At 44.2% G+C, this 19,933-nt stretch carries 16 protein-coding genes and 1 tRNA gene; 8 read left to right on the forward strand and 9 right to left on the reverse strand.

Going from position 1 to position 19,933, the window contains the following annotated elements; all coding sequences use genetic code 11:
• Window positions 1-126 precede the first annotated feature (126 nt).
• Window positions 127-202, forward strand: a tRNA-Val gene (locus tag Q4549_RS20930).
• A 292-nt stretch (window positions 203-494) separates the two neighbouring features.
• On the opposite strand, the gene Q4549_RS20935 is transcribed toward Q4549_RS20930, so the two are convergent.
• The 8 genes from Q4549_RS20935 to smc all read right to left on the reverse strand — a co-directional run bounded on the left by Q4549_RS20935 (window position 495) and on the right by smc (window position 12,515).
• A complete protein-coding gene (locus Q4549_RS20935) occupies window positions 495-1,430 on the reverse strand; it encodes a homocysteine S-methyltransferase family protein (protein ID WP_303554426.1) in 936 nt (311 codons plus the stop codon).
• 76 nt (window positions 1,431-1,506) lie between these two features.
• A complete protein-coding gene (locus Q4549_RS20940; RefSeq protein ID WP_303554424.1) occupies window positions 1,507-2,352 on the reverse strand; it encodes a helix-turn-helix domain-containing protein in 846 nt (281 codons plus the stop codon).
• Between the two features lie 126 nt (window positions 2,353-2,478).
• Complete coding sequence (locus Q4549_RS20945; RefSeq protein ID WP_303554422.1) at window positions 2,479-3,294, reverse strand: GNAT family N-acetyltransferase; 816 nt, start codon at window positions 3,292-3,294, stop codon at window positions 2,479-2,481.
• Window positions 3,295-3,444: 150 nt separating this feature from the next.
• Entirely contained in the window at window positions 3,445-4,755 is a 1,311-nt protein-coding gene (locus Q4549_RS20950; protein WP_303554420.1) for a hypothetical protein, read from the reverse strand.
• A gap of 248 nt (window positions 4,756-5,003) precedes the next feature.
• A complete protein-coding gene (gene focA, locus Q4549_RS20955; protein ID WP_303554418.1) occupies window positions 5,004-5,843 on the reverse strand; it encodes a formate transporter FocA in 840 nt (279 codons plus the stop codon).
• A 175-nt stretch (window positions 5,844-6,018) separates the two neighbouring features.
• Entirely contained in the window at window positions 6,019-8,028 is a 2,010-nt protein-coding gene (gene ligA, locus Q4549_RS20960; protein WP_303554416.1) for an NAD-dependent DNA ligase LigA, read from the reverse strand.
• Between the two features lie 69 nt (window positions 8,029-8,097).
• Window positions 8,098-9,069, reverse strand: a complete 972-nt coding sequence (zipA, locus tag Q4549_RS20965; RefSeq protein WP_303554414.1) for a cell division protein ZipA — start codon at window positions 9,067-9,069, stop codon at window positions 8,098-8,100.
• A 20-nt stretch (window positions 9,070-9,089) separates the two neighbouring features.
• A complete protein-coding gene (smc, locus tag Q4549_RS20970; RefSeq protein ID WP_303554412.1) occupies window positions 9,090-12,515 on the reverse strand; it encodes a chromosome segregation protein SMC in 3,426 nt (1,141 codons plus the stop codon).
• A gap of 103 nt (window positions 12,516-12,618) precedes the next feature.
• Here smc and cysZ point away from each other — a divergent pair, with 103 nt between their 5' ends.
• Together cysZ and Q4549_RS20980 are read left to right on the forward strand one after the other, a co-directional pair.
• Window positions 12,619-13,377 (forward strand): sulfate transporter CysZ, encoded by a 759-nt coding sequence (gene cysZ, locus Q4549_RS20975; protein ID WP_137674969.1) that lies wholly within the window; start codon window positions 12,619-12,621, stop codon window positions 13,375-13,377.
• A 1-nt stretch (window position 13,378) separates the two neighbouring features.
• Complete coding sequence (locus tag Q4549_RS20980) at window positions 13,379-13,675, forward strand: hypothetical protein (protein WP_303516688.1); 297 nt, start codon at window positions 13,379-13,381, stop codon at window positions 13,673-13,675.
• On the opposite strand, the gene Q4549_RS20985 is transcribed toward Q4549_RS20980, so the two are convergent.
• Window positions 13,672-15,147, reverse strand: coding sequence for an HD-GYP domain-containing protein (locus Q4549_RS20985; protein WP_303554410.1), 1,476 nt, complete (start codon window positions 15,145-15,147; stop codon window positions 13,672-13,674). The genes Q4549_RS20980 and Q4549_RS20985 overlap by 4 nt on opposite strands.
• A 292-nt stretch (window positions 15,148-15,439) precedes the next feature.
• On the opposite strand from Q4549_RS20985, the gene cysK reads away from it, so the two are divergent.
• The 5 genes from cysK (at window position 15,440) to Q4549_RS21010 (ending at window position 19,933) form a co-directional block, all read left to right on the forward strand.
• Window positions 15,440-16,408, forward strand: a complete 969-nt coding sequence (gene cysK, locus Q4549_RS20990) for a cysteine synthase A (RefSeq protein ID WP_303516685.1) — start codon at window positions 15,440-15,442, stop codon at window positions 16,406-16,408.
• 418 nt (window positions 16,409-16,826) lie between these two features.
• Window positions 16,827-17,084, forward strand: coding sequence for an HPr family phosphocarrier protein (locus tag Q4549_RS20995; protein WP_137674965.1), 258 nt, complete (start codon window positions 16,827-16,829; stop codon window positions 17,082-17,084).
• A 47-nt stretch (window positions 17,085-17,131) separates the two neighbouring features.
• Window positions 17,132-18,859, forward strand: coding sequence for a phosphoenolpyruvate-protein phosphotransferase PtsI (gene ptsI, locus Q4549_RS21000; protein ID WP_303554409.1), 1,728 nt, complete (start codon window positions 17,132-17,134; stop codon window positions 18,857-18,859).
• A 44-nt stretch (window positions 18,860-18,903) separates the two neighbouring features.
• Complete coding sequence (gene crr / locus Q4549_RS21005; protein ID WP_137674963.1) at window positions 18,904-19,413, forward strand: PTS glucose transporter subunit IIA; 510 nt, start codon at window positions 18,904-18,906, stop codon at window positions 19,411-19,413.
• Window positions 19,414-19,567: 154 nt separating this feature from the next.
• Entirely contained in the window at window positions 19,568-19,933 is a 366-nt protein-coding gene (locus Q4549_RS21010) for an ArsC family reductase (protein ID WP_303516682.1), read from the forward strand.

The following is a 19,933-nucleotide window of genomic DNA, read 5'->3' on the forward strand; positions in this document are numbered from 1 at the left end:
GCTTAGCTCAGTTGGGAGAGCATCGCCCTTACAAGGCGAGGGTCACTGGTTCAAGCCCAGTAGCGACCACCATATTTTGGGTGTTAATGTAAATTAACCTCCTGTTGCACAGCAACAAAGCCCGTTGGTCGCTTAGCTCAGTTGGGAGAGCATCGCCCTTACAAGGCGAGGGTCACTGGTTCAAGCCCAGTAGCGACCACCATATTAGAAAGGCCTGCATTATTTGCAGGCCTTTTTGCTTTCTATAAAACGGAAACTTCAAGTCTATCGCTTAGCCATAGAGAGCGGGAGAGCACCGCCCTCCTCTTTGCAAGGCGAGGGTCACTGGTTCAAGCCCAGTAGCGACCACCACATTAAAAGGCCTGCATTATTTGCAGGCCTTTTTGCTTTCTACCAAACAGTAAACTCAGACTGGCTTAGCCATAAAGAGCGGGAGAGCACCGCCTTCCTCTTTGCTAGGCGAGAGTTTAGTTAACGTATAGCTACAACCAACGCTATAAAATCAGCTTGGCTTTAGCCAATATACTTTTCATGTGTCGCATATCTGAACCACAACAAGACCCCAATACATTAAAGTGCTTGTACTTAGCTCGCAATGTAGCCAACTGAGATGCAAGTTCTTCTGGGTTGCCTTCATCTAACGCACAAGCCTGTTCTAACTCCTCATGGCTGCACCGAGAGCTATTAGCAACAACTCCACGTATCCGCTTCACCCATGATTTACCATCGAAAATATGTGAGAAGTGTTCAGGATGAGCGCAGTTAATTAAGTAGTAAGCCGGGCCATTGTTAGTTTCTGCATCTACTAGCGCAATGGCTTCAGACAAGGGCATACCAGTAGGTAAACAGCCGTCATTTTCCAGAGTAAAGGCAATTGCAACGGGCAGAGAAAATTGCTGAGCCGCCTTAACAATGCCGGCCGCTTCTTCGGCATAGCAAATAGTAAAGGCGCTGATAAAGTCCACGTCGGTGGCTGCGTAAGTTTCAATTTGTTCTCGGTGGTACTCTCTAGCCTCTACTGTTGCCATCAAATGCGTTGGTGAATAACCGTCATCCTGCGGGCCAATTTGCCCCGCGAGTACAATGTCGAGATCAGCATTTGCAGCCCGTACCTCGGCCATCAGCGCAACGGCTTCTAGGTTAAAAGCCTGCAATTGTTGCTGGTTAAAGCCAAGTGCTTGACCGCGATCTCGATTAGCCGCCCAGGTAACCGAATCCAAAATGAGTCCAACATTTTGCTCCCGAGCAAGCTCAACAAGCTGATAATAGTATTGTCGCAAAAGGTTTTTCGAATCAGGTTGACTAAGCAAGGGGTAAGCCGCAAAACCAGGTAAATCAAACCCGTGCTTGTAGACTAAATCGGTTTCCATTCCGGTATAACAGGCAAAAATTTTCTTACCCAGTTGCGGTAGTGTTCGGGCAGCCGCCATAAGCTGTTCCTATTAATGGCCTAAGAAAATTCGACCATGGCCAACAATGAATTGATTGCACTACAGCTTAGCTTGCTTAGCGCTTATTCGCCGCTACTCCTCCGTAGACATCAATGGTTAGGCCCCGTTGCTCTGCATAACGTTTCGGCGTTAAACCAATTTGCTTTTTAAGGTGACGAATTAAATGAGGCTGGTCGCTAAAGCCAAAACGATAGGCAATGTCTACCCAATCTAACTCAGCGACACCGCGCTGATACAAATACTCCAGCAAAGCTTCAAGTTTGTTCATACTCTGAACTTGCTTCAAGCTCAATCCCGTCACTCTTGCAAAGCTGCGCTCTAAGGTTCTTTGCGAACAGAATAAGCGCTCTCCTAAATCAGCGATATTGGACGAGTCTAATAACAGCAAGGCTTTTTGGCTTAACTCACTGTGTTTATCCTGTTCAATGCCTACTAGCCATGGCATCAGCAAGCTATCCAGTTGCTCCACGCAGCCTTGGCTATCTGTTTGAGCTAACTTTAGCAACATAGTTTCATCCATTTTCAGGCTAGCCTGTAAGTGAGAGAGACCTAAAGAGCTCACGGAGTTCAGACTCGGGTGGCTGTATTCAGGTATAACCAAGCTGTACAGTGCGCCAGCATGAAATTTAATACCTAAATGCTGGAACGGTTTGGAATGATCTAAGATAAATGTTTCGCTATGAGGGAAAATCCAATGGCTGCCCCGCCCTTCATAGACCACATCTTTAGATTGGTAACCATAGAACTGCTTAGAAGGAGACAACATTAAATGCGCGCTGGGATCTGGGTTTAGCTGTGGGAATGGCTCGCTGCCGGCGGCTTGGTCTTTTTCTATAAACCAATAACACTCGATAAAGCGAGCAATAGTTGGATTTTCAGCCTGTTTTAGCCATTGAATCATGCCAAGTCTCGTTCGTTTATAGTTTATTGCTTATTCACTTTAGACTACACCAGCCGCTTGTTTTACCGCTTTGCTCTACTCGCTCATTAACACGATAGCTGTTTAGGGCTTATGGTCGTGTCTCGACTAGCCAAACTCAAACTGAATTATACGCTGAGACGAACTTAAACCTGCTCGCTCAATGGCTTTTTGTGCAGCGATATTGCTCGCCTCTGTCGAGCAGATAGGCAATAAACCACGCTCGATAGCACTTCGTGCTAAGGTAGTTAGCATCCTTGCCGCTAAGCCCTGCCCTCGCTCATTTTTCGCTACAATCATGCCTAAGTCGGCGAACTCAGTTTGCCATTGGTCGAACAAGCGACACTCTCCGCTAGCCAACAACTGCCCATCACGCCAATAGCCCCACAGCTCTTGTCGCTGAATCAAATTGCTATAGTAACTCTGTAGCCATTGTTCTGGCGCACCAATATTTTCGGCCGCGAATGCCACAAGTGAGGCTAAATGATCATCACCCGCCTTGGTTAAACTTAAAAGCTTAGGGTGAGATACCGATTGATTAGCAGCATACTGGTACATAAAGGCATTGACCGAAAAATTCGAGGAACTGTCTAAACACAAACTTAAATAAGCCGTTTCTGCAGTACTAACAAACGCTCCTTTAAGCTCGCCGATTATCGCACTATTGCCTTGTGCAATAAGTGTAAACAACTCTCGAGCTTTCGCTTCATAACCTTTTAGCATGTAAAACTGCAGCACATAAGCGTCATCATTAATGCAGCAATACCCCACCAGTTGCTGGTTTTCATAAAAGCCAAAGTGTTGCGACATGCCAACAAAACCAACGTGCCACATACCATCTAACGCGCTATTGGCGCTCGCGAAATATTGTTCTTTTAGCGCTGACAAAGTATTTAGTTCATCGATTTTTTTTATTTCTAACATGGCGTTTATGCTCTAACTCGTCTGTGATTACCCGCCAATAATATTTGAGTTTTCCTTGAGAGGATTGAACAAAAGCGACAGTTTTAGCCAAAAATCAGCACCAATAAAAAAGGCCTAGCAACTTGCTAGACCTATAGAGAAAAAAATAATTTATGCTTCGATTTGTTTTCTAAAAAACTGAATCATCTCGTCGCGGGTTTTACGATGATTTAAATGGAATATATCCATAGGAAACAGCAATTCAATCACCCCTGTATCAAACATACGCTTCACTTCATACTCGTTATGTGCCACGTCTTGCTGGTACATGTAGTTAAGCCAAGTACGGTTTGTATGAATAATAAACTCGACTCGCATACCGCCTAAACGCGCAAAAAACTTCATCATTGGCGTTTTATTGCTAGACCCCACCGCCGAACCCCGATACTCGGTTCTGTCAGTGAGGGTATCGGAGATATCTTCTAGCACCATCAGCGAATTAGCTTGAGAAGCGCTACGGGTAAGGTGCTTTTGAAAGGTTTTAATATCGCTAACTGAATCAAGCACCGCCATTAAACCGAGCTCATCATCTACCGCAACAGCCGGGTTCTTTTGATTCTTACGCAATAACTTAAGCACTTTGGCTTCCGGCGGTTTTTTACGGATAGAGACATAAACCGGCGTTTTACGCTCACCCACGGTAATACTGCGTCGTTTAAGCAAAGTGAGCTTTTCGAATCGGTTGCCTTGTACCAACTTAGCTTGCTGCGGGTTAAGTACGCTAACCTCTGAGCAGGCGTAATCTTCGGCCCGATGTTTTGAATGTAAATAAACCGGATCCAACTCGCCTATTTTCAGCTCGCTACTCCACACGTAACCATTTAAAAACGCCAAGAATGCTGAAAATTTTTCTTCAATCTCAGTTTCTCTTTCACGTTGCTCAATACTGCCTGCAAGGGTCATTAATATGAGTTTTCGGCGCGCTTCAAAGCGGGCTTTTTTATGGTACTCGTCGTTGAACATAATCAACAACAACTCTACTGGATTATTGGTAACTTCAATTTCGTTGGTATTTTCGATGTGTGACGCATAAGGCGAGAGAATTTTGCCTTTAATCGAATGAATAACTGCATCAGCTGTACGCGCGTATTCGTCAATACGGTTTTCAATTTCGTTTAAGTTGCCATTAATGCCAAACATATTGCCTAACAAAAACAGGGCGCGCTCACTGCGTTGTTTACGCTGTTCTGTATCGGTGATTAAGGTTTGAATTTGTTGAAAACTATCAATACCCAAAAACTCAAAAATTTGGCTGCGTAACGCTCGATACTTAGAAACGTTATTGCTGTCTTGCTGCAAGCGTTTTACCCAAGTACGCACCTGCCCTGAAAACGGATGCACCGTGACAGCATCGCGACTCACCGCAAATGGGCCGTCTTGTTGTAATGAAGTAAAAACACTATTTGGGGAAAGTACAGACATAAGCAACCTAAAACGCTAACAACAGTAATATCTAGCAATGAATAACCGAAGCAAAATATACACCAAACCACCTTAACATTCAGGCTACTAGCGCTATCTGCTGGTTTAATTAGCGTTTATTTGACCAAACGGCCAATTAACTGATGTTTTACCTCTACATTAAAAGCCCCCTTGAACAGTTGCCCAGCAAATTTGCTTACTAATGATGCACATCAGCACCGACATTTGGCATTACAGGGCGAACCATCTTAAGGCCTACGCAAATAAATGAGCCAGTAACCTAAACCAACAAATACTCCGCCACCAATGATATTGCCAAGAGTCACAGGAATAAGGTTATTTACGATGAAGTTACTAAACGTGAGATCAGCAAAATCGGCGGCACTTAAACCCGTAGCTTGCCAAAATTCCGGCCCAGCTAAGGTTTTAATCCCTATCGCCATGGGCACCTGAAACATGTTGGCAATACAATGTTCAAAGCCGGCGGAAACAAACATCGCCACTGGCAGAATCATCACCATGACTTTATCGGTTAAACTGCGTGCACTAAAGGTCATCCATACCGCAATACACACCAATACATTGCACATAATCCCCAAGGCTACGGCCTGTGAAAAATCATGATGTAATTTGTGTTGAGCAATCCGCATGGTATTTATCCCCACTTCACCATCGGCAAAGGTGTATTGCTTGGTAAGTAACATCAATACCACCAAGATGAATGCGCCGGCCAAGTTGCCCAAATAAACCAAAGACCAGTTCACACACAAGCTTTTCCAGGAGATTTTGCCACTGGCTCTCGCCACTAAGGTAAGCACCGAGCTCGTAAACAACTCACCTCCGGTGATAATCACAAAAATTAAGCCCAAGCTAAACGCCAAGCCACCGACCAATCGAGTAAAACCCCAGGGGAACTCTCCCGCGCCAGTGGTAACAGTAGTGTAAAACACAAAGGCGATACCAATATGCGCCCCTGCAGTTAATGCCAGCATAAACGCTTTGAGTGGATCTTTAGTGGCTTTGCTCACCCCAACATCAGCAGCTTTTTCTGCCATTTGTGGTGGTAATAAGGAATCAAATTGGCTCATGTGAATGGCTTTGTTTAAAGGAGGGATAACTAAGCGTAGTTGAATAGTTTGACTAGGCTGAACCTTGCATGAGCAGCAATAACCATTAAAAAAGGCCTTATTAACAATAATAAGGCCTTACATCATCAATCTTAAACTACAGCTTACAAATGCTAGTCTCTTTAAAGGAGCTTTGTTACTTAGCCAGTAAGTCTACTAGCTGTTGTTCATCCCACACCTCAATGCCTAAGTCTTGTGCTTTAGCCAGCTTTGAACCCGCCGCTTCTCCGGCGATCACAATGTCTGTTTTCTTGGATACACTGCCAGTAACTTTAGCGCCTAAAGCTTGCAGCGCTTGTTTGGCTTCACTGCGCCCTAGTTGGCTAAGCGTACCGGTTAACACAATTACTTTGCCGTTCATCGCTAAGTCTTCGCTTGCCACTTCTTCAATCGCCGGCCAGCTAAGTTGTTTGGCTAAGTCATTCACTAACAGTGCATTTTGCTCTTGCGTGAAAAAGAAACGCAAATGCTTAGCCACTATTTCACCAACATCTGGCACATCTTGTAGTTGCTCTACACTTGCCGCCTCAATCGCTTCTAGCGTTTTAAAGTGTTGGGCTAGATTCGCGGCCGTGGCCTCACCCACTTCGCGAATCCCCAGCGAGTAAATAAAGCGCGCTAAACTGGTTTGCTTGGCGGCTTCAATGCCTGCTAATAGCTTATCTACCGATTTCTCGCCCATGCGCTCTAGTTGCATTAATACATCACGCTTTTGCTGCAAATGGAACAAGTCGAGTGGCGTTTCTAATAGGTTTTCGTCTACCAGTTGCTCCACCAGCTTATCGCCAATACCGTCGATATCTAAGGCTTTACGCGCCACAAAATGCTTTAGTGCTTCTTTGCGTTGGGCGCCACAGCGCAGGCCAGCCACACAGCGCGCTACCGCTTCGCCTTCGATTCGCTCGATCGCGCTGTCACATACTGGACAAGTTTGTGGAAAGGTAATTTCTTTGGCGTCTTCTGGGCGGCGATCCAATATCACCCCAGCGACTTGCGGAATCACATCACCAGCTCGGCGCACAATCACGCTATCGCCAATACGCACACCTAAGCGTTCTATCTCATCAGCATTGTGCAAGGTGGCGTTACTCACCGTTACACCGCCTACAAACACCGGCTCTAAACGCGCAACCGGAGTAATAGCACCGGTACGCCCCACTTGAAACTCAACATCGCGCAGTAAAGTGATTTCTTCTTGGGCAGGATATTTATGCGAGGTTGCCCAGCGCGGCGCACGAGCTACAAAGCCTAGCTGCTGCTGCAACTTGATTGAGTCTACTTTGTACACCACCCCATCTATTTCATAAGCCAAGGCATTACGTTTGTCACCAATCGCTCGGAAATACTCAAAACATGCCGGGCTACCCACAACTGTTTTAATCTCTGGGCATACAGGCAAGCCAAAAGACTTAATAGTTTGTAAATTGTTGTAGTGGCTATCACTTAAGTCTTCACTCACTACGCCCAACGAGTAAGCATAAAACGCTAAGGGTCGAGTGGCAGTGATTTGTGAGTCTAGCTGGCGCAAACTGCCCGCGGCCGCGTTACGTGGGTTAGCAAAGGCTTTTTCACCTTTGTCTTTTGCTAATTGGTTAAGTTTTTCAAAACCCGCTTTAGGCATGAAAATTTCACCACGCACTTCTAGTCTTGCAGGCCAATCGCTGCCGCGTAAACGCAAGGGGATAGAACGAATTGTTTTCACGTTTTCCGTTACATTTTCACCCGTACTTCCGTCTCCGCGAGTGGCGGCTTGAACCATAACACCATCAACATAAAGTATGCTTACCGCTAAACCATCTAACTTTGGTTCTACGCAGTAAGTGATATCCTCAGCAGTCACTAAACGCTCTTGTAGTCGCTTATTGAATGCATTCAATTCTTCTTCACTGAACACATTATCTAAAGACAGCATTGGCATCTCGTGCTGCACTTGCTCAAAAGCCGATAGCGGCGCGCCGCTCACTCGTTGAGTCGGTGAGTCACTGCGCAATAAAGCAGGATGCTGTTTTTCTAGGGCTTTTAGCTCACGAAATACACGGTCGTATTCCGCATCAGGAACCGAGGGTTCGTCGAGTACATAATATTGGTAATTGTACTGCTCAAGCTGAGCGATTAGCTGCTCAATCTGTTGTTCTGGCTTGTCCATAGGAGACCTTTAAATAAAAAAGCCTTCCCGAAGCTTAACTTGGAAAGGCTTTAGAATGGTGTCAATTTATTAGTTAACGAGCAATTGCTTACGCTCGTATTCGCGAACACGTTGCTCATAATGATTAGCGGTTTGCTTAGTCAGCGGGTTACGTTGGTCATCCAACATAATCGCATCTAAATCTTTAGCAAGGGTCATCGCCGCGTTATACATCAAGGCAAAGTTTTTAGTGGGTTCGCCTTTACACGGTACCGTCATAAATATACTCACACCGCGTGTTTCAAGCTGGTCCATGGCATCAATATCAAAAGTACCAGGATTAACCATATTGGCTAAACTAAAAATAATCGGGCCAGTACCACTGTTATCTAGATGGCGATGAAAAATATCCATATCACCGTGACGTAAACCAATTTTATCTAGGCTAGCCAGTAAGGGACCACCTTTCAAAAAGCGGCCACTTTGTGCCATAACATTTAAAATAAATACATCGTCTGGTGCATTAGGATCTTTCACCGGTTTACTCTCTTCAAGCTCCGGCTCAGCTACAGTATCTTTTACCTCATCCATATCAAAAGCAAACTCAGGTTCAGGCTCTAACTCTGTTTGAGTGGCTTGAGTTTCTTGTTGAGGTTTAGCTTGAGGCTCAGAATCTAATCCTGATAAACCTTGATCATCTGCAATTTCTGGCGCTTCATCAACCGCTGAAAAATGAAACTCAGGCTCTTTTCGTTGCACTGGCTCTGCCACTTCAGGTTCACGCTTAGCTTGGCTAGGCACTGGCTGAGAAAGTGGTTCAGCTACATCGCCGTCTAAAAGGGCATCGTCAATCGGATCACCAATCACCCGCGCTTGGCCTACACCTAAGTCATCAAAGCCTTGGTCATCACGGCCTTGTATCGATTCTTTAGTCCCAGATTTTTGCTTGGGACTAACCAGTTTTTCAGGTCGTTGTTTGCGACTGCTCCAAAAACCATGGGCGAGCAAAGCAATAATTAAAATGATACCAACAACGATAAGTACGATGCGCAATTCCTGCATTTAACTGTTCTCTAAAGCTATTATTCAACCATGGCTATCGCTTCTGCGATATCCACTGCTACCAAGCGTGATACACCTGGCTCCTGCATTGTTACCCCCGCAAGCTGCGAGGCCTTTTCCATCGTCACTTTATTGTGACTGATAAATATAAATTGTACCGTATCAGACATACTATGCACTAAATCCGCAAAACGTCCCACATTTACTTCATCTAAGGGGGCATCTACTTCATCTAGCATACAAAATGGCGCAGGATTTAAGCGAAATATAGCAAAAACCAATGCCAATGCCGTGAGTGCTTTTTCTCCACCCGATAACAAACTAATGCTAGCATTCTTTTTACCAGGAGGCCGAGCCATTATGGTAACGCCTGTTTCGAGCAAGTCATCAGACGATAATTCCAACCACGCATTGCCTCCGCCAAACACTTTGGGGAAAAGCTCTTGTAAATCAGCATCTACCTTAGCAAATGTTTCGCTAAATTTAGAGCGTGTTTGGCGATCAATTTTAGCAATCGCTGCACGAAGCACCTCGATGGCAGCTTCTAAATCAGTTAATTGAGCGGTCAATTCTTGATAACGCGCATTTTGCTGATCAAACTCTTCTTCTGCGGCTAAGTTCACTGCCCCCATACGTTTAAGTCGAGCATCTACTTGGTCTAATTCAGCCGCGTAGTCTTCTTCTAAACTGGCCTCTGGTAACGACAATTCTAAGTGCTTAAGGTTATCCCCTTGCTCTGCCAATTGCTCCAGCAATACGGTGCGCCGAGCTAACAAGCTTTGCTGTTGAATTCGCTGCTCAGTACCTTGCTCTAGCAATTGCTTTAATCGGACTTGCGCTTCTTTAAGCTGTTGTTGCATAGCTTGTTGCTGAGTAAGCGATTGCTGATGAATCTCGCTTGCTTCGGTTTGCTGTTCTTCAAGAAGTAAACTTTGCTCAAGCAGCTGCTCAATTTGCTCGGCTAACAACTCAAGTTGCTCATTGTGCTCTTCCGGCTCCAAACTAAGCTGTAAGGCTAAATCCTGTAACTTTTGCTGCTGATAGCTTTGTTGCTGTAGCTGGGTTTGACACTTTGCTTGCTGTTGACCAATAGCTAATTGCAATTGATGACTGGCTGATTGTTGCTGCTGAAAACTAGCGCGTAACTGCTTGACTAGCGAAGCTGCTTGCTCGGCTTGCTCTTGCCACATTTGCTGTTGATGTTGTTCATCTTGAGATGCTTCTAACTGAGTGTCTAACTGTTCTTCAAGTTGCAACTGTGACTCTTGGTCTTGCTCTAGGTTAATCGCCAAGTCTTCAATTTGTTGCTCTAGTTGCTCGCGCTGTTGTTGGGCAAATGCTTGCTGTTGCTGTAACAACGCCAAGCGGCTGCGCCAGTCCGACAACTTGTTCTGCAGTTGTTGTAAATCACTACTGGCGCGCGTGTTTTGTTGGGTTATCTTGCTTTGCTCAGCTTCTAACTCAGTTTGCTGCTCTACAAATTGCTGCTTAGCGACATTCAACTCAGTTAACTTCGCACTTAGCTCTGAACGCTCTTGCTGCAAGCTCAATAGTGAATGTTGATAACTCGGCGGGCTAAGTTGCTGCCAGTAACGGCCTAACCACTCGCCGTTGGCGGTAATAAGAGATTGTTCAGCGCTTAAATGCTCACGTAAGCCAAAGGCCTCTTCTAGTGAATCCACCACCAGCACTTGCCCGCATAAATAGCTTAAATCTACTTGCTCAAGCTGCTGCGCTAAACTCTGCAAATGCGTAAGCTCTGCGGCAAAGCTAACTTCGCCCCCATGAAGAGGTGGGCATAATGCCAGCGGAAAGTTCGGCTCTAAGGTCTCGCACCACTCTGCTTGTAACCACTTAGCTAACACCGCATCTGCCGCTAATTGCCAACCATCTTTAACCCTCAATACATCAATTAACGGATGTGTGGCACTCGTTTCTACTTGCGCTAACAACTTATCTACGCCTTGCAAACGCGTCTGTTCGGCAGTGTATTGTAAGGACAATTGCTGACGCTGTTGCTGGCTAGATTGCAGCTCTGACTGCTTGACTAATTTAGCCCGTTCTAACTCTTCTAACGTTTGTTCTAGAACTTGTAATTGCGGTTCTGCGGCGCTGAGTTTGCTACTCAGTTCTTCAACTACCGTGTCGTTATTACTCGCTAAACCACTCAACTGTTGCTGCAACTGAGCAATTTGCTGTTGATGACGTTGCTGCATTTGTTGGCTATGACGAAGTTGAGCTTGAAGCTGTTCAATGGCGTGGCGTGCTTGTTGGCTCGCGGCCAAATTGCTGGCTTGCTGTTCGCGCTTGCTAGCGCTATTTTGCTCGGCATCTTCTAGTTGCGGCTCTAGCTCTAACAGTACTTGTTGTTGTAACGCTAACTGCTCTTGCTGCTCCAACAAGGCTTCTTGCTCAACCGCTAACTGTTCTGCTAAATCATCGAGGTTTTGCTTAATCTCGTGTTGCTGCTGAGTATTGCGAATACGGCTTTGCTCAGATTGGTTCTGCTGTTGCTGAGTATGTAATTGCTGCTGCTCAAGCTTGGCCAGCTCGGTTCTTAATTCGAAACTTTGCTGCTGTAAACGCTGCACGAGCTCTTGCTGCTCGGCAATATTATTAGCCAGTATTGTCAGCTGATTTTCAGCTTGAGTAATACTGTGTTCTTCAACTCGTTGCAGTTGCTCAGCTTGGGCATTAGTTTCACTGCTGCCATCAATACTGGCGTCAAGCTGTCTTAATTCTTGCAAGCACATCAGCGCTTTTAGCTCGCGATGTCGGGCGCGATACTGGCGATAGCGCTTAGCCGCCTGAGCTTGGGTTTTAAGTTTGTTTACCTGTTGCCCTAGTTCAGATTCAATATCTCTAAGCCGTAGAATATTTTCATCGGTATGTTTTATTCGTAGCTCGGTTTCGCGACGGCGCTCTTTGTATTTAGATACACCGGCGGCCTCTTCAATAAATACCCGCAGTTCTTGAGGTTTCGATTCGATTAAGCGGCTAATCATGCCCTGCTCAATAATCGCGTAACTACGAGGGCCTAAACCAGTACCCAAAAACAAGTCAGTAATATCACGTTTACGGCATTTAGCACCGTTTAATAAATAGATGTTTTGGCCATCTCGAGTGACTTCTCGACGAACCGCGATTTCACTGTAGCTGGCGTATTCACCGCCAATGCGGCCTTGCTGATTATCAAAAATCAACTCAACCATGGCTTTAGACACAGCCGCACGCTTAGTAGAACCATTAAAAATTACATCGGTCATCGCACCACCACGCAAATGGCGGGCATTGCTTTCTCCTAACACCCAACGAACGGCATCAATCACATTAGACTTGCCACAGCCATTTGGCCCAACAATGGCGGTCATATCGGTAGGGAAAGGAATGGTGGTTCGATCAACGAAAGACTTAAACCCGGCAAGGCGGATTTGCTTCAAGCGCATAAACTGGTTTGCTTTAATTTGTTGCTATTGTAAAGCAAGACTTTACCAGAGCTATCAACGCTTTGTAATATAGGCGTCCATAAACAAACGAGGGATCACAACAATGACGCAGAGTTCGCTAGCCTCTCGCAGCGGAATTTCATACATCGCACAAGGTTTTCAATTAATTACTCAACCCGGTTTGCGACTATTTGTAATGATTCCCCTGTTAGCTAACATCTTGTTATTTGGTGGCGCGTTTGTCTTTTTGTACCAACAGCTCGGTGGCTGGGTACAACAAATAATGGATTACCTACCAAGCTGGTTAGATTGGTTAAGCTGGTTAATTTGGCCAAGCGCCATTATTGCTATTTTAATGGTGTTTGGTTTTACCTTTAGCATTATTGGTAACTGGATAGCCGCGCCATTTAACGGTTTGCTGGCCGAAAAAGTAGAATTACACCTAAGCGGGAAAAAAGTTGACGATATGTCTTTCGTTGATTTAATCAAAGACTTACCGCGAATCTTCTCTCGTGAATTGCAAAAACTATGGTACTGGCTCCCTAAAGCACTTGGGCTGCTATTGTTGTTTTTAATCCCTGCGATTGGCCAAACCGTCGCTCCTGTTTTGTGGTTTTTATTCACTGCCTGGATGATGAGTATTCAGTACATTGATTATCCTTTTGATAACCATCGCATCCCGTTCGACACAATGCGTGACCATCTAAAACAGGATCGAATTCGTAACAGTGGCTTTGGAGCGATCGTTTTATTTTGTAGTACCGTACCTTTATTAAATTTAATTATTATGCCGGTAGCCGTATGTGGTGCCACTGCGATTTGGGTTGATGTTTATCGCAAGCAACTGGTTGAGGAAAAATAACATGAAAGCAAAATCATTTTTATTATCAGGCCTGTTGTTAAGCCTAAGTGTAATGGGCACACACTCTGTAATGGCTAACACTGTTTTACAAAAAATATCTTACGGCGACGCCAAAGAGATGAACTTAAGTAAAGTGGCGCAAAAAACCTTTTTAAGTGAGTTAGATTTAGATCTTGCAGAAAAAGACGCCGTGGAATGGGCCGCCACGCTAAACGCAACCCACTACTCCGTTTATACCGTAGAGCGTAGCCCAAAACGTGACCGTTACCGAGTGTCTATAGTGGTTTACACGGACTAAGCTGCTTGTCCTGGTTTGTCTTGGTACTGAGCAGCAATCTCTACAAATTGCTGCTCACAACGGCAAAACGCCTCTACTACTGCTGGGTCAAAATGCTTGCCCTTGCCTTCCAGTATTATTTGTTTAGCCTTATCGTGAGAAAATGCAGGTTTGTACACCCGCTTACTAATTAAGGCATCGTATACATCGGCTAAGGCCATTAATCGCGCACTTAGCGGTATATCACTGCCTACAGATCCATGTGGGTAGCCGCTACCATCCCATTTCTCGTGGTGAGATAAAGCAATTTCTTTAGCAAACTGTAAAAACGCCGCATCTTCACTGCCAAAATGACGTTCAGCTTCAGCTAATGCATTAGCGCCTATTTGTGGATGCTGGCGCATCACCAACCATTGCTCATCGTCTAACTTGCCAGGTTTCAGCAAAATCGCATCAGGGATCCCTACCTTGCCAATGTCGTGCAAGGGTGCAGATTTATAAATCAATTCTATATTTTGCTCTGTGAGTAGCTCAACAAACCCAGGCTGGTGTTTCAATTCTTCGGCTAAGGCTTTCACGTAATATTGAGTACGCAAAATATGTGCGCCGGTTTCGTTGTCACGGGTTTCCGCTAACGAAGCAAGACTGTGAATAGCAATATCGCGAGTTTGATGCAAAGAATGGGTACTGCGCTGCAAGCTGCTAATCATAGTGTTAGTACGCTGAGCAATAATGCCAAATTCATCGTTACTGCTAACGGTAACTTGCGTATCCAGTTGGCCGTTTTGTACCATCGCTAAGCTGTTATTTTGATTATGTAATAATCGCTGCAAGTTTCTTGAGTAAGAAAAAATCACTCTAATAACGTAAGCCATTACCACCACCAATACAAAGGCTAACTCGGTAACAATGTATCGCTGAGCAAGCGGCAGGGGGTAGCGCTCGCTGCCCACCATAACTAGCCACTCCAAATCTTTATTAATCACCAAAAAGATAATACCCGCTAAAACAAAGGCACTACTTATTGCAAATGCTGAAAACTTTTTCCCCACAGCAAAGCCCTGTGTCTGAATGGCCAAGTGTTGCTGCGTTTTCTCTAACTCTAAGGCTATTTGCCATTCTTTAAGTAACGCTAGATCGGCAGCGATATAGAAACCTAATGCGCTTAAGCCCAGGATTACTTTTAAGTTTGACTCCCAAGGAGGTTCAAACATTACGCTGTTATACGTCACCACTATCACGCTAATGAACATGAATAAGACCAGATCGAGTTTAAATTGAGCCGCTACTTGTAACTCTTTGGCTTTTCTCTCAATCCGCAAACAGAAAATACGGCGTAATAACAAGGTAAACGTAAAGCCCAGCACGATAGGTAACAACAATTGCAACGGGGTTTGCGCTTCTAAAAAAGGACACACTTGAATGCCATAAATAGAAAACAATACCAATGCCACAATCCAATGTTTGCTAGCTAATCGAGCGACTTTATCCATTTAGCTTTGCCCTTTTGTCTACGTTAATTCCATGTTCGCTATAGGTTTATACTATAACTAATTTTAATACGTGCTAGAAAAACTCGCCCGACAACTCACTTATTTAGCGTCACAAAAAGTAAACATGTCTGTGCATCAGGGCATATCAATTTATCTCTTAATTACATAACGTTATAAATAAACGTTACTTCCCCTTCGCAAATCGCGCGTTATGCTAGTAATAACAGTGATGCTGCTTAGTGCTAATAACCACTGATTGTAGCAAGCGTATTAACCTAAAAAGGACGTTTCAATGAGTAAGATTTATGAAGACAATTCCCTGACTATCGGTCGTACTCCGCTAGTTCGCCTTAATCGTGTAAGTAAAGGCAACGTATTAGCTAAAGTAGAAAGCCGTAACCCAAGCTTCAGTGTTAAGTGTCGTATCGGCGCAAACCTAGTATGGGATGCAGAGAAAAAAGGCTTGTTGGGTCCAGGTAAAGAAATCATTGAACCAACTAGCGGTAACACCGGTATTGCGCTTGCGTTTGTTGCTGCGTCTCGCGGTTACCCAATTACGCTAACCATGCCTAACACCATGAGCCTAGAACGCCGTAAGTTACTAAAAGCACTTGGTGCCAACTTAGTATTAACTGAAGGCGCTAAAGGTATGAAAGGCGCTATTGGCAAAGCTGAAGAAATTCGCGATGGCAACCCAGAAAAATATGTTTTACTGGGCCAATTTGATAACCCAGCTAACCCAGAGATCCACGAAAAAACCACAGGCCCAGAAATTTGGGAAGATACCGATGGTGAGATTGACGTATTTGTAGCCGGTGTTGGCACGGGTGGCACTATTACAGGTGTTAGCCGTTACATTAAGCTAGAGCAAGGTAAAAACATTACTTCTGTTGCTGTTGAACCAGTAGATTCACCGGTAATTGCTCAAGCTAAAGCGGGTGAAGACTTGACGCCTGGTCCACATAAAATCCAAGGTATTGGCGCAGGTTTCATCCCTGGTAACCTAGATTTGGAAATGGTTGACGTGGTTGAGCAAGTCACCAATGAAGACGCGATTGCGATGGCTCAGCGCTTAATGGAAGAAGAAGGCATTTTGGCTGGTATCTCTTCTGGTGCGGCAGTTGTAGCTGCGAATCGCATTGCTGAAAAACCAGAGTATGCAGATAAAAACATCGTTGTTATTCTGCCAAGTTCTGGCGAGCGCTACCTATCAAGTGCTTTGTTTGCTGACACCTTTACTGAACAAGAGAACGTTCAGTAAATATTTCTCAAAGCAAGCGATAAAAAGCGATCCTGTGATGGGTCGCTTTTTTTTTGCAAGAGAAACTTTATTTCTAGAGAAAATTAACCAAGACGACTTGTGCAACAAAAACGCAAAAACTATACTCAAAACCGCTAAAAACTGAGCTTTACAATGTATCTGTTTGTAACAAAAGGTATCAAAATAGATACATTGTTCACTTCGACAAATTAGTATAAATATAATAATTACATACACTTAATAGCTAACAAGCTATGTAATTTAACGTAACACAGTACAACTTAGCCTGAAAATTTGACGCAGATTAAACTTATCGCTCGCGATATGCGTTATTTTTTTCACGAAAACGTTTTACTAATAAACGTCTAAGCTTATATCAATCTTTAGACGACATAATTTAAATTTGAGGAATGTTCGTATGTTTGAGAAAAGTGTTGTTATCACTGCAGAAAATGGTCTTCATACTCGCCCTGCGGCTCAATTCGTTAAAGAAGCCAAAGCATTTTCTAGCGACATCGTAGTAGAAAGCAATGGTAAATCTGCAAGCGCTAAAAGCTTGTTCAAACTACAAACCCTAGGCCTAACTAAAGGCACTAGCGTTGTTATTCGTGCTGAAGGTGAAGACGAAACAGCAGCCGTTGAAAAGCTAGTTGCGTTAATGGATGAACTTGAATAAGTCTTTTTTTTAATCCTTTAACAAGTTCAACTAAATAGGTGTAGGTTATGATTTCAGGTATTCTGGCATCTCCAGGAATTTCATTTGGTAAAGCACTATTACTTGCAGAGCAAGCAGTAGTTATTAATCAAGCAAAGATCGATACAGCGCAAGTAGACAGCGAAGTACAACGCTTTTTCGACGGCAGAAACAAAACGTCGGCGCAGCTCGAAGAAATTAAACAAATGGCAGGTAAAACCTTCGGCGAAGAGAAAGAAGCTATCTTCGAAGGCCATATCATGTTGTTAGAAGATGAAGAGCTTGAAGAAGAAATTCTAGCCTGCATCAAAGACAATTTGGCTAGTGCAGACAAAGCCGCTCACACCATTATTGAGCAAAATGCGCAAATGCTAGCCGAATTAGATGACCCCTATTTAAAAGAGCGTGCAACCGACTTCCGTGATATTGGTTCGCGTTTAGTTAAAAACATTCTCGGTATCGAAATCGTATCGCTTAGCACTATCACTGAAGAAGTGGTATTGGTAGCTAATGATTTAACGCCGTCTGAAACAGCGCAAATTAACCTCGATAAAGTACTGGGTTTTGTTACCGATATCGGCGGCCGCACTTCGCATACCTCTATCATGGCTCGCTCATTAGAGTTACCCGCAATTGTGGGTACTAACGATATTACTCAGCAAGTGAAAAATGGCGACATTATTGCGTTAGACGCCATCAATAACGAAGTAGTAATTAATCCCAGCGATGAACAGTTAGCCACTTATAAGCAGCGTCAGCAGGCCTACTTGGACGAGAAAGCTGAGTTAGCCAAGTTAAAAGACTTACCGGCGATCTCTTTAGACGGTCACCAAATAGAAGTATGTGCCAACATTGGTACCATTAAAGATGTAGACGGTGCACATCGCAACGGTTCTGAAGGTGTCGGTCTTTACCGCACAGAATTCTTGTTTATGGACCGCGATTCTCTGCCAACTGAAGATGAGCAGTTTGAAGCGTACAAAGCCGTTGTAGAAGCAATGCAAGGCCACCCTGTTATTATCCGTACTATGGATATTGGTGGCGACAAAGATCTGCCTTACTTAGATCTTCCAAAAGAAATGAACCCATTCTTGGGCTGGCGCGCCATTCGTATCTTCTTCGACCGTGAAGAAATTATGAACGCACAATTGCGTGCACTACTTCGCGCCTCTGCGTTTGGTAAAGTGCGTATTATGTTCCCGATGATTGTGTCGGTTGAAGAAATCCGCAAACTTAACGGCGTACTAGATACCCTTAAAGCTGATCTTCGCCAAGCAGGTATTGCTTACGATGAAGACGTTGAAGTGGGTGTAATGGTTGAAACACCAGCAGCTGCAGCTATTGCTCACCATTTAATTAAGGAAGTAGACTTCTTTAGTATTGGAACCAACGACTTAACTCAGTACACTCTAGCGGTTGACCGAGGTAACGAACTTATTTCTGCGCTATACAACCCAATGTCTCCAGCGGTGTTAACTCTGATTAAACAGGTTATCGACGCGTCTCATGCTGCAGGCAAGTGGACAGGCATGTGTGGTGAATTAGCCGGTGATGAAACCGCTACTTTGTTATTAATGGGTATGGGACTGGATGAATTTTCAATGAGTGCCATTTCTATACCTCGGATCAAAAAACTGATCCGTAATTCAAATTATGCTGAAGTGAAGCAATTAGCCGACCAAGCATTAGCGCTGCCTACAGCCGCTGAGATTGAAACGTTAGTTGACACTTTTGTTAAACAAAATTCCGTCTGTTAAGATAGTTGCAACTGCACAATACATAAGAATTTAGGAGCGCCACAATGGGTCTATTCGACAAATTCAAGAAAATGGTTTCAGATGATAGTTCAAGCAAAAGCGGTATCGATATTATCGCCCCACTATCTGGCGAAATTGTTCCTATTGAAGAAGTGCCTGATGTAGTATTTGCTGAAAAAATCGTTGGTGATGGCATCGCGATTAAACCTACCGGCAACAAAATGGTTGCACCTTGTGATGGAACCATTGGTAAAATTTTCGAAACTAACCATGCGTTCTCGTTGGAATCAACTGACGGTATCGAGATGTTCGTTCACTTTGGTATTGATACGGTTGAGCTGAAAGGCGAAGGTTTCACCCGTATCGCATCTGAAGGTCAAGACGTTAAACAAGGTGATGTTATCATCGAGTTTGATTTAGCCTTGCTAGAAGAAAAAGCAAAATCAACGCTGACTCCAGTCGTTATCTCTAACATGGATGAGATTAAAGAGTTAGTGAAAAAATCAGGCTCTGTCACCATTGCCGAAACGCCAGTACTTACTATTATTAAGTAAGCGCTCGCTACTGTTAAAAACCACGCTTAATTGCGTGGTTTTTTTTGCCTTGAATTTACCGATGTTAATTTATTTCCCCGCTTAAGCTTAATTGCCCGATGAGCTTTACTGCTAGCTCTGGTATTCTTAGCCAAAATATAAAAAGGGAACTTACATGTCAGCGTCTAATATCGTCATGTTCGGCATCCCCAACTGCGACACAATAAAAAAAGCCCGCCGTTGGTTAAGCGAACACAACATCGAATTTACCTTCCACGACTACCGTAAAGACGGAGTCACTAAGCAGCAAATTGGCCAGTGGTGCAAACTGTTGGGTTGGGAAGCTGTACTCAATAAACGCGGTACCACTTACCGACAACTAAGTGATGAGCAAAAAGCGAGTTTAGACGAAAGCGCTGCGATTGATCTACTAGAGCAGTTTCCGGCAATGATAAAACGCCCCTTGCTGCAAGTAGAGCAAAATTTCACTCTAGGCTTTAAAGCCGATCTTTACCAACAACTCTTTTTTCCGGAAGCGTAA

The organism is Agarivorans sp. 2_MG-2023, from assembly GCF_030548085.1.
GTDB lineage: Bacteria > Pseudomonadota > Gammaproteobacteria > Enterobacterales > Celerinatantimonadaceae > Agarivorans.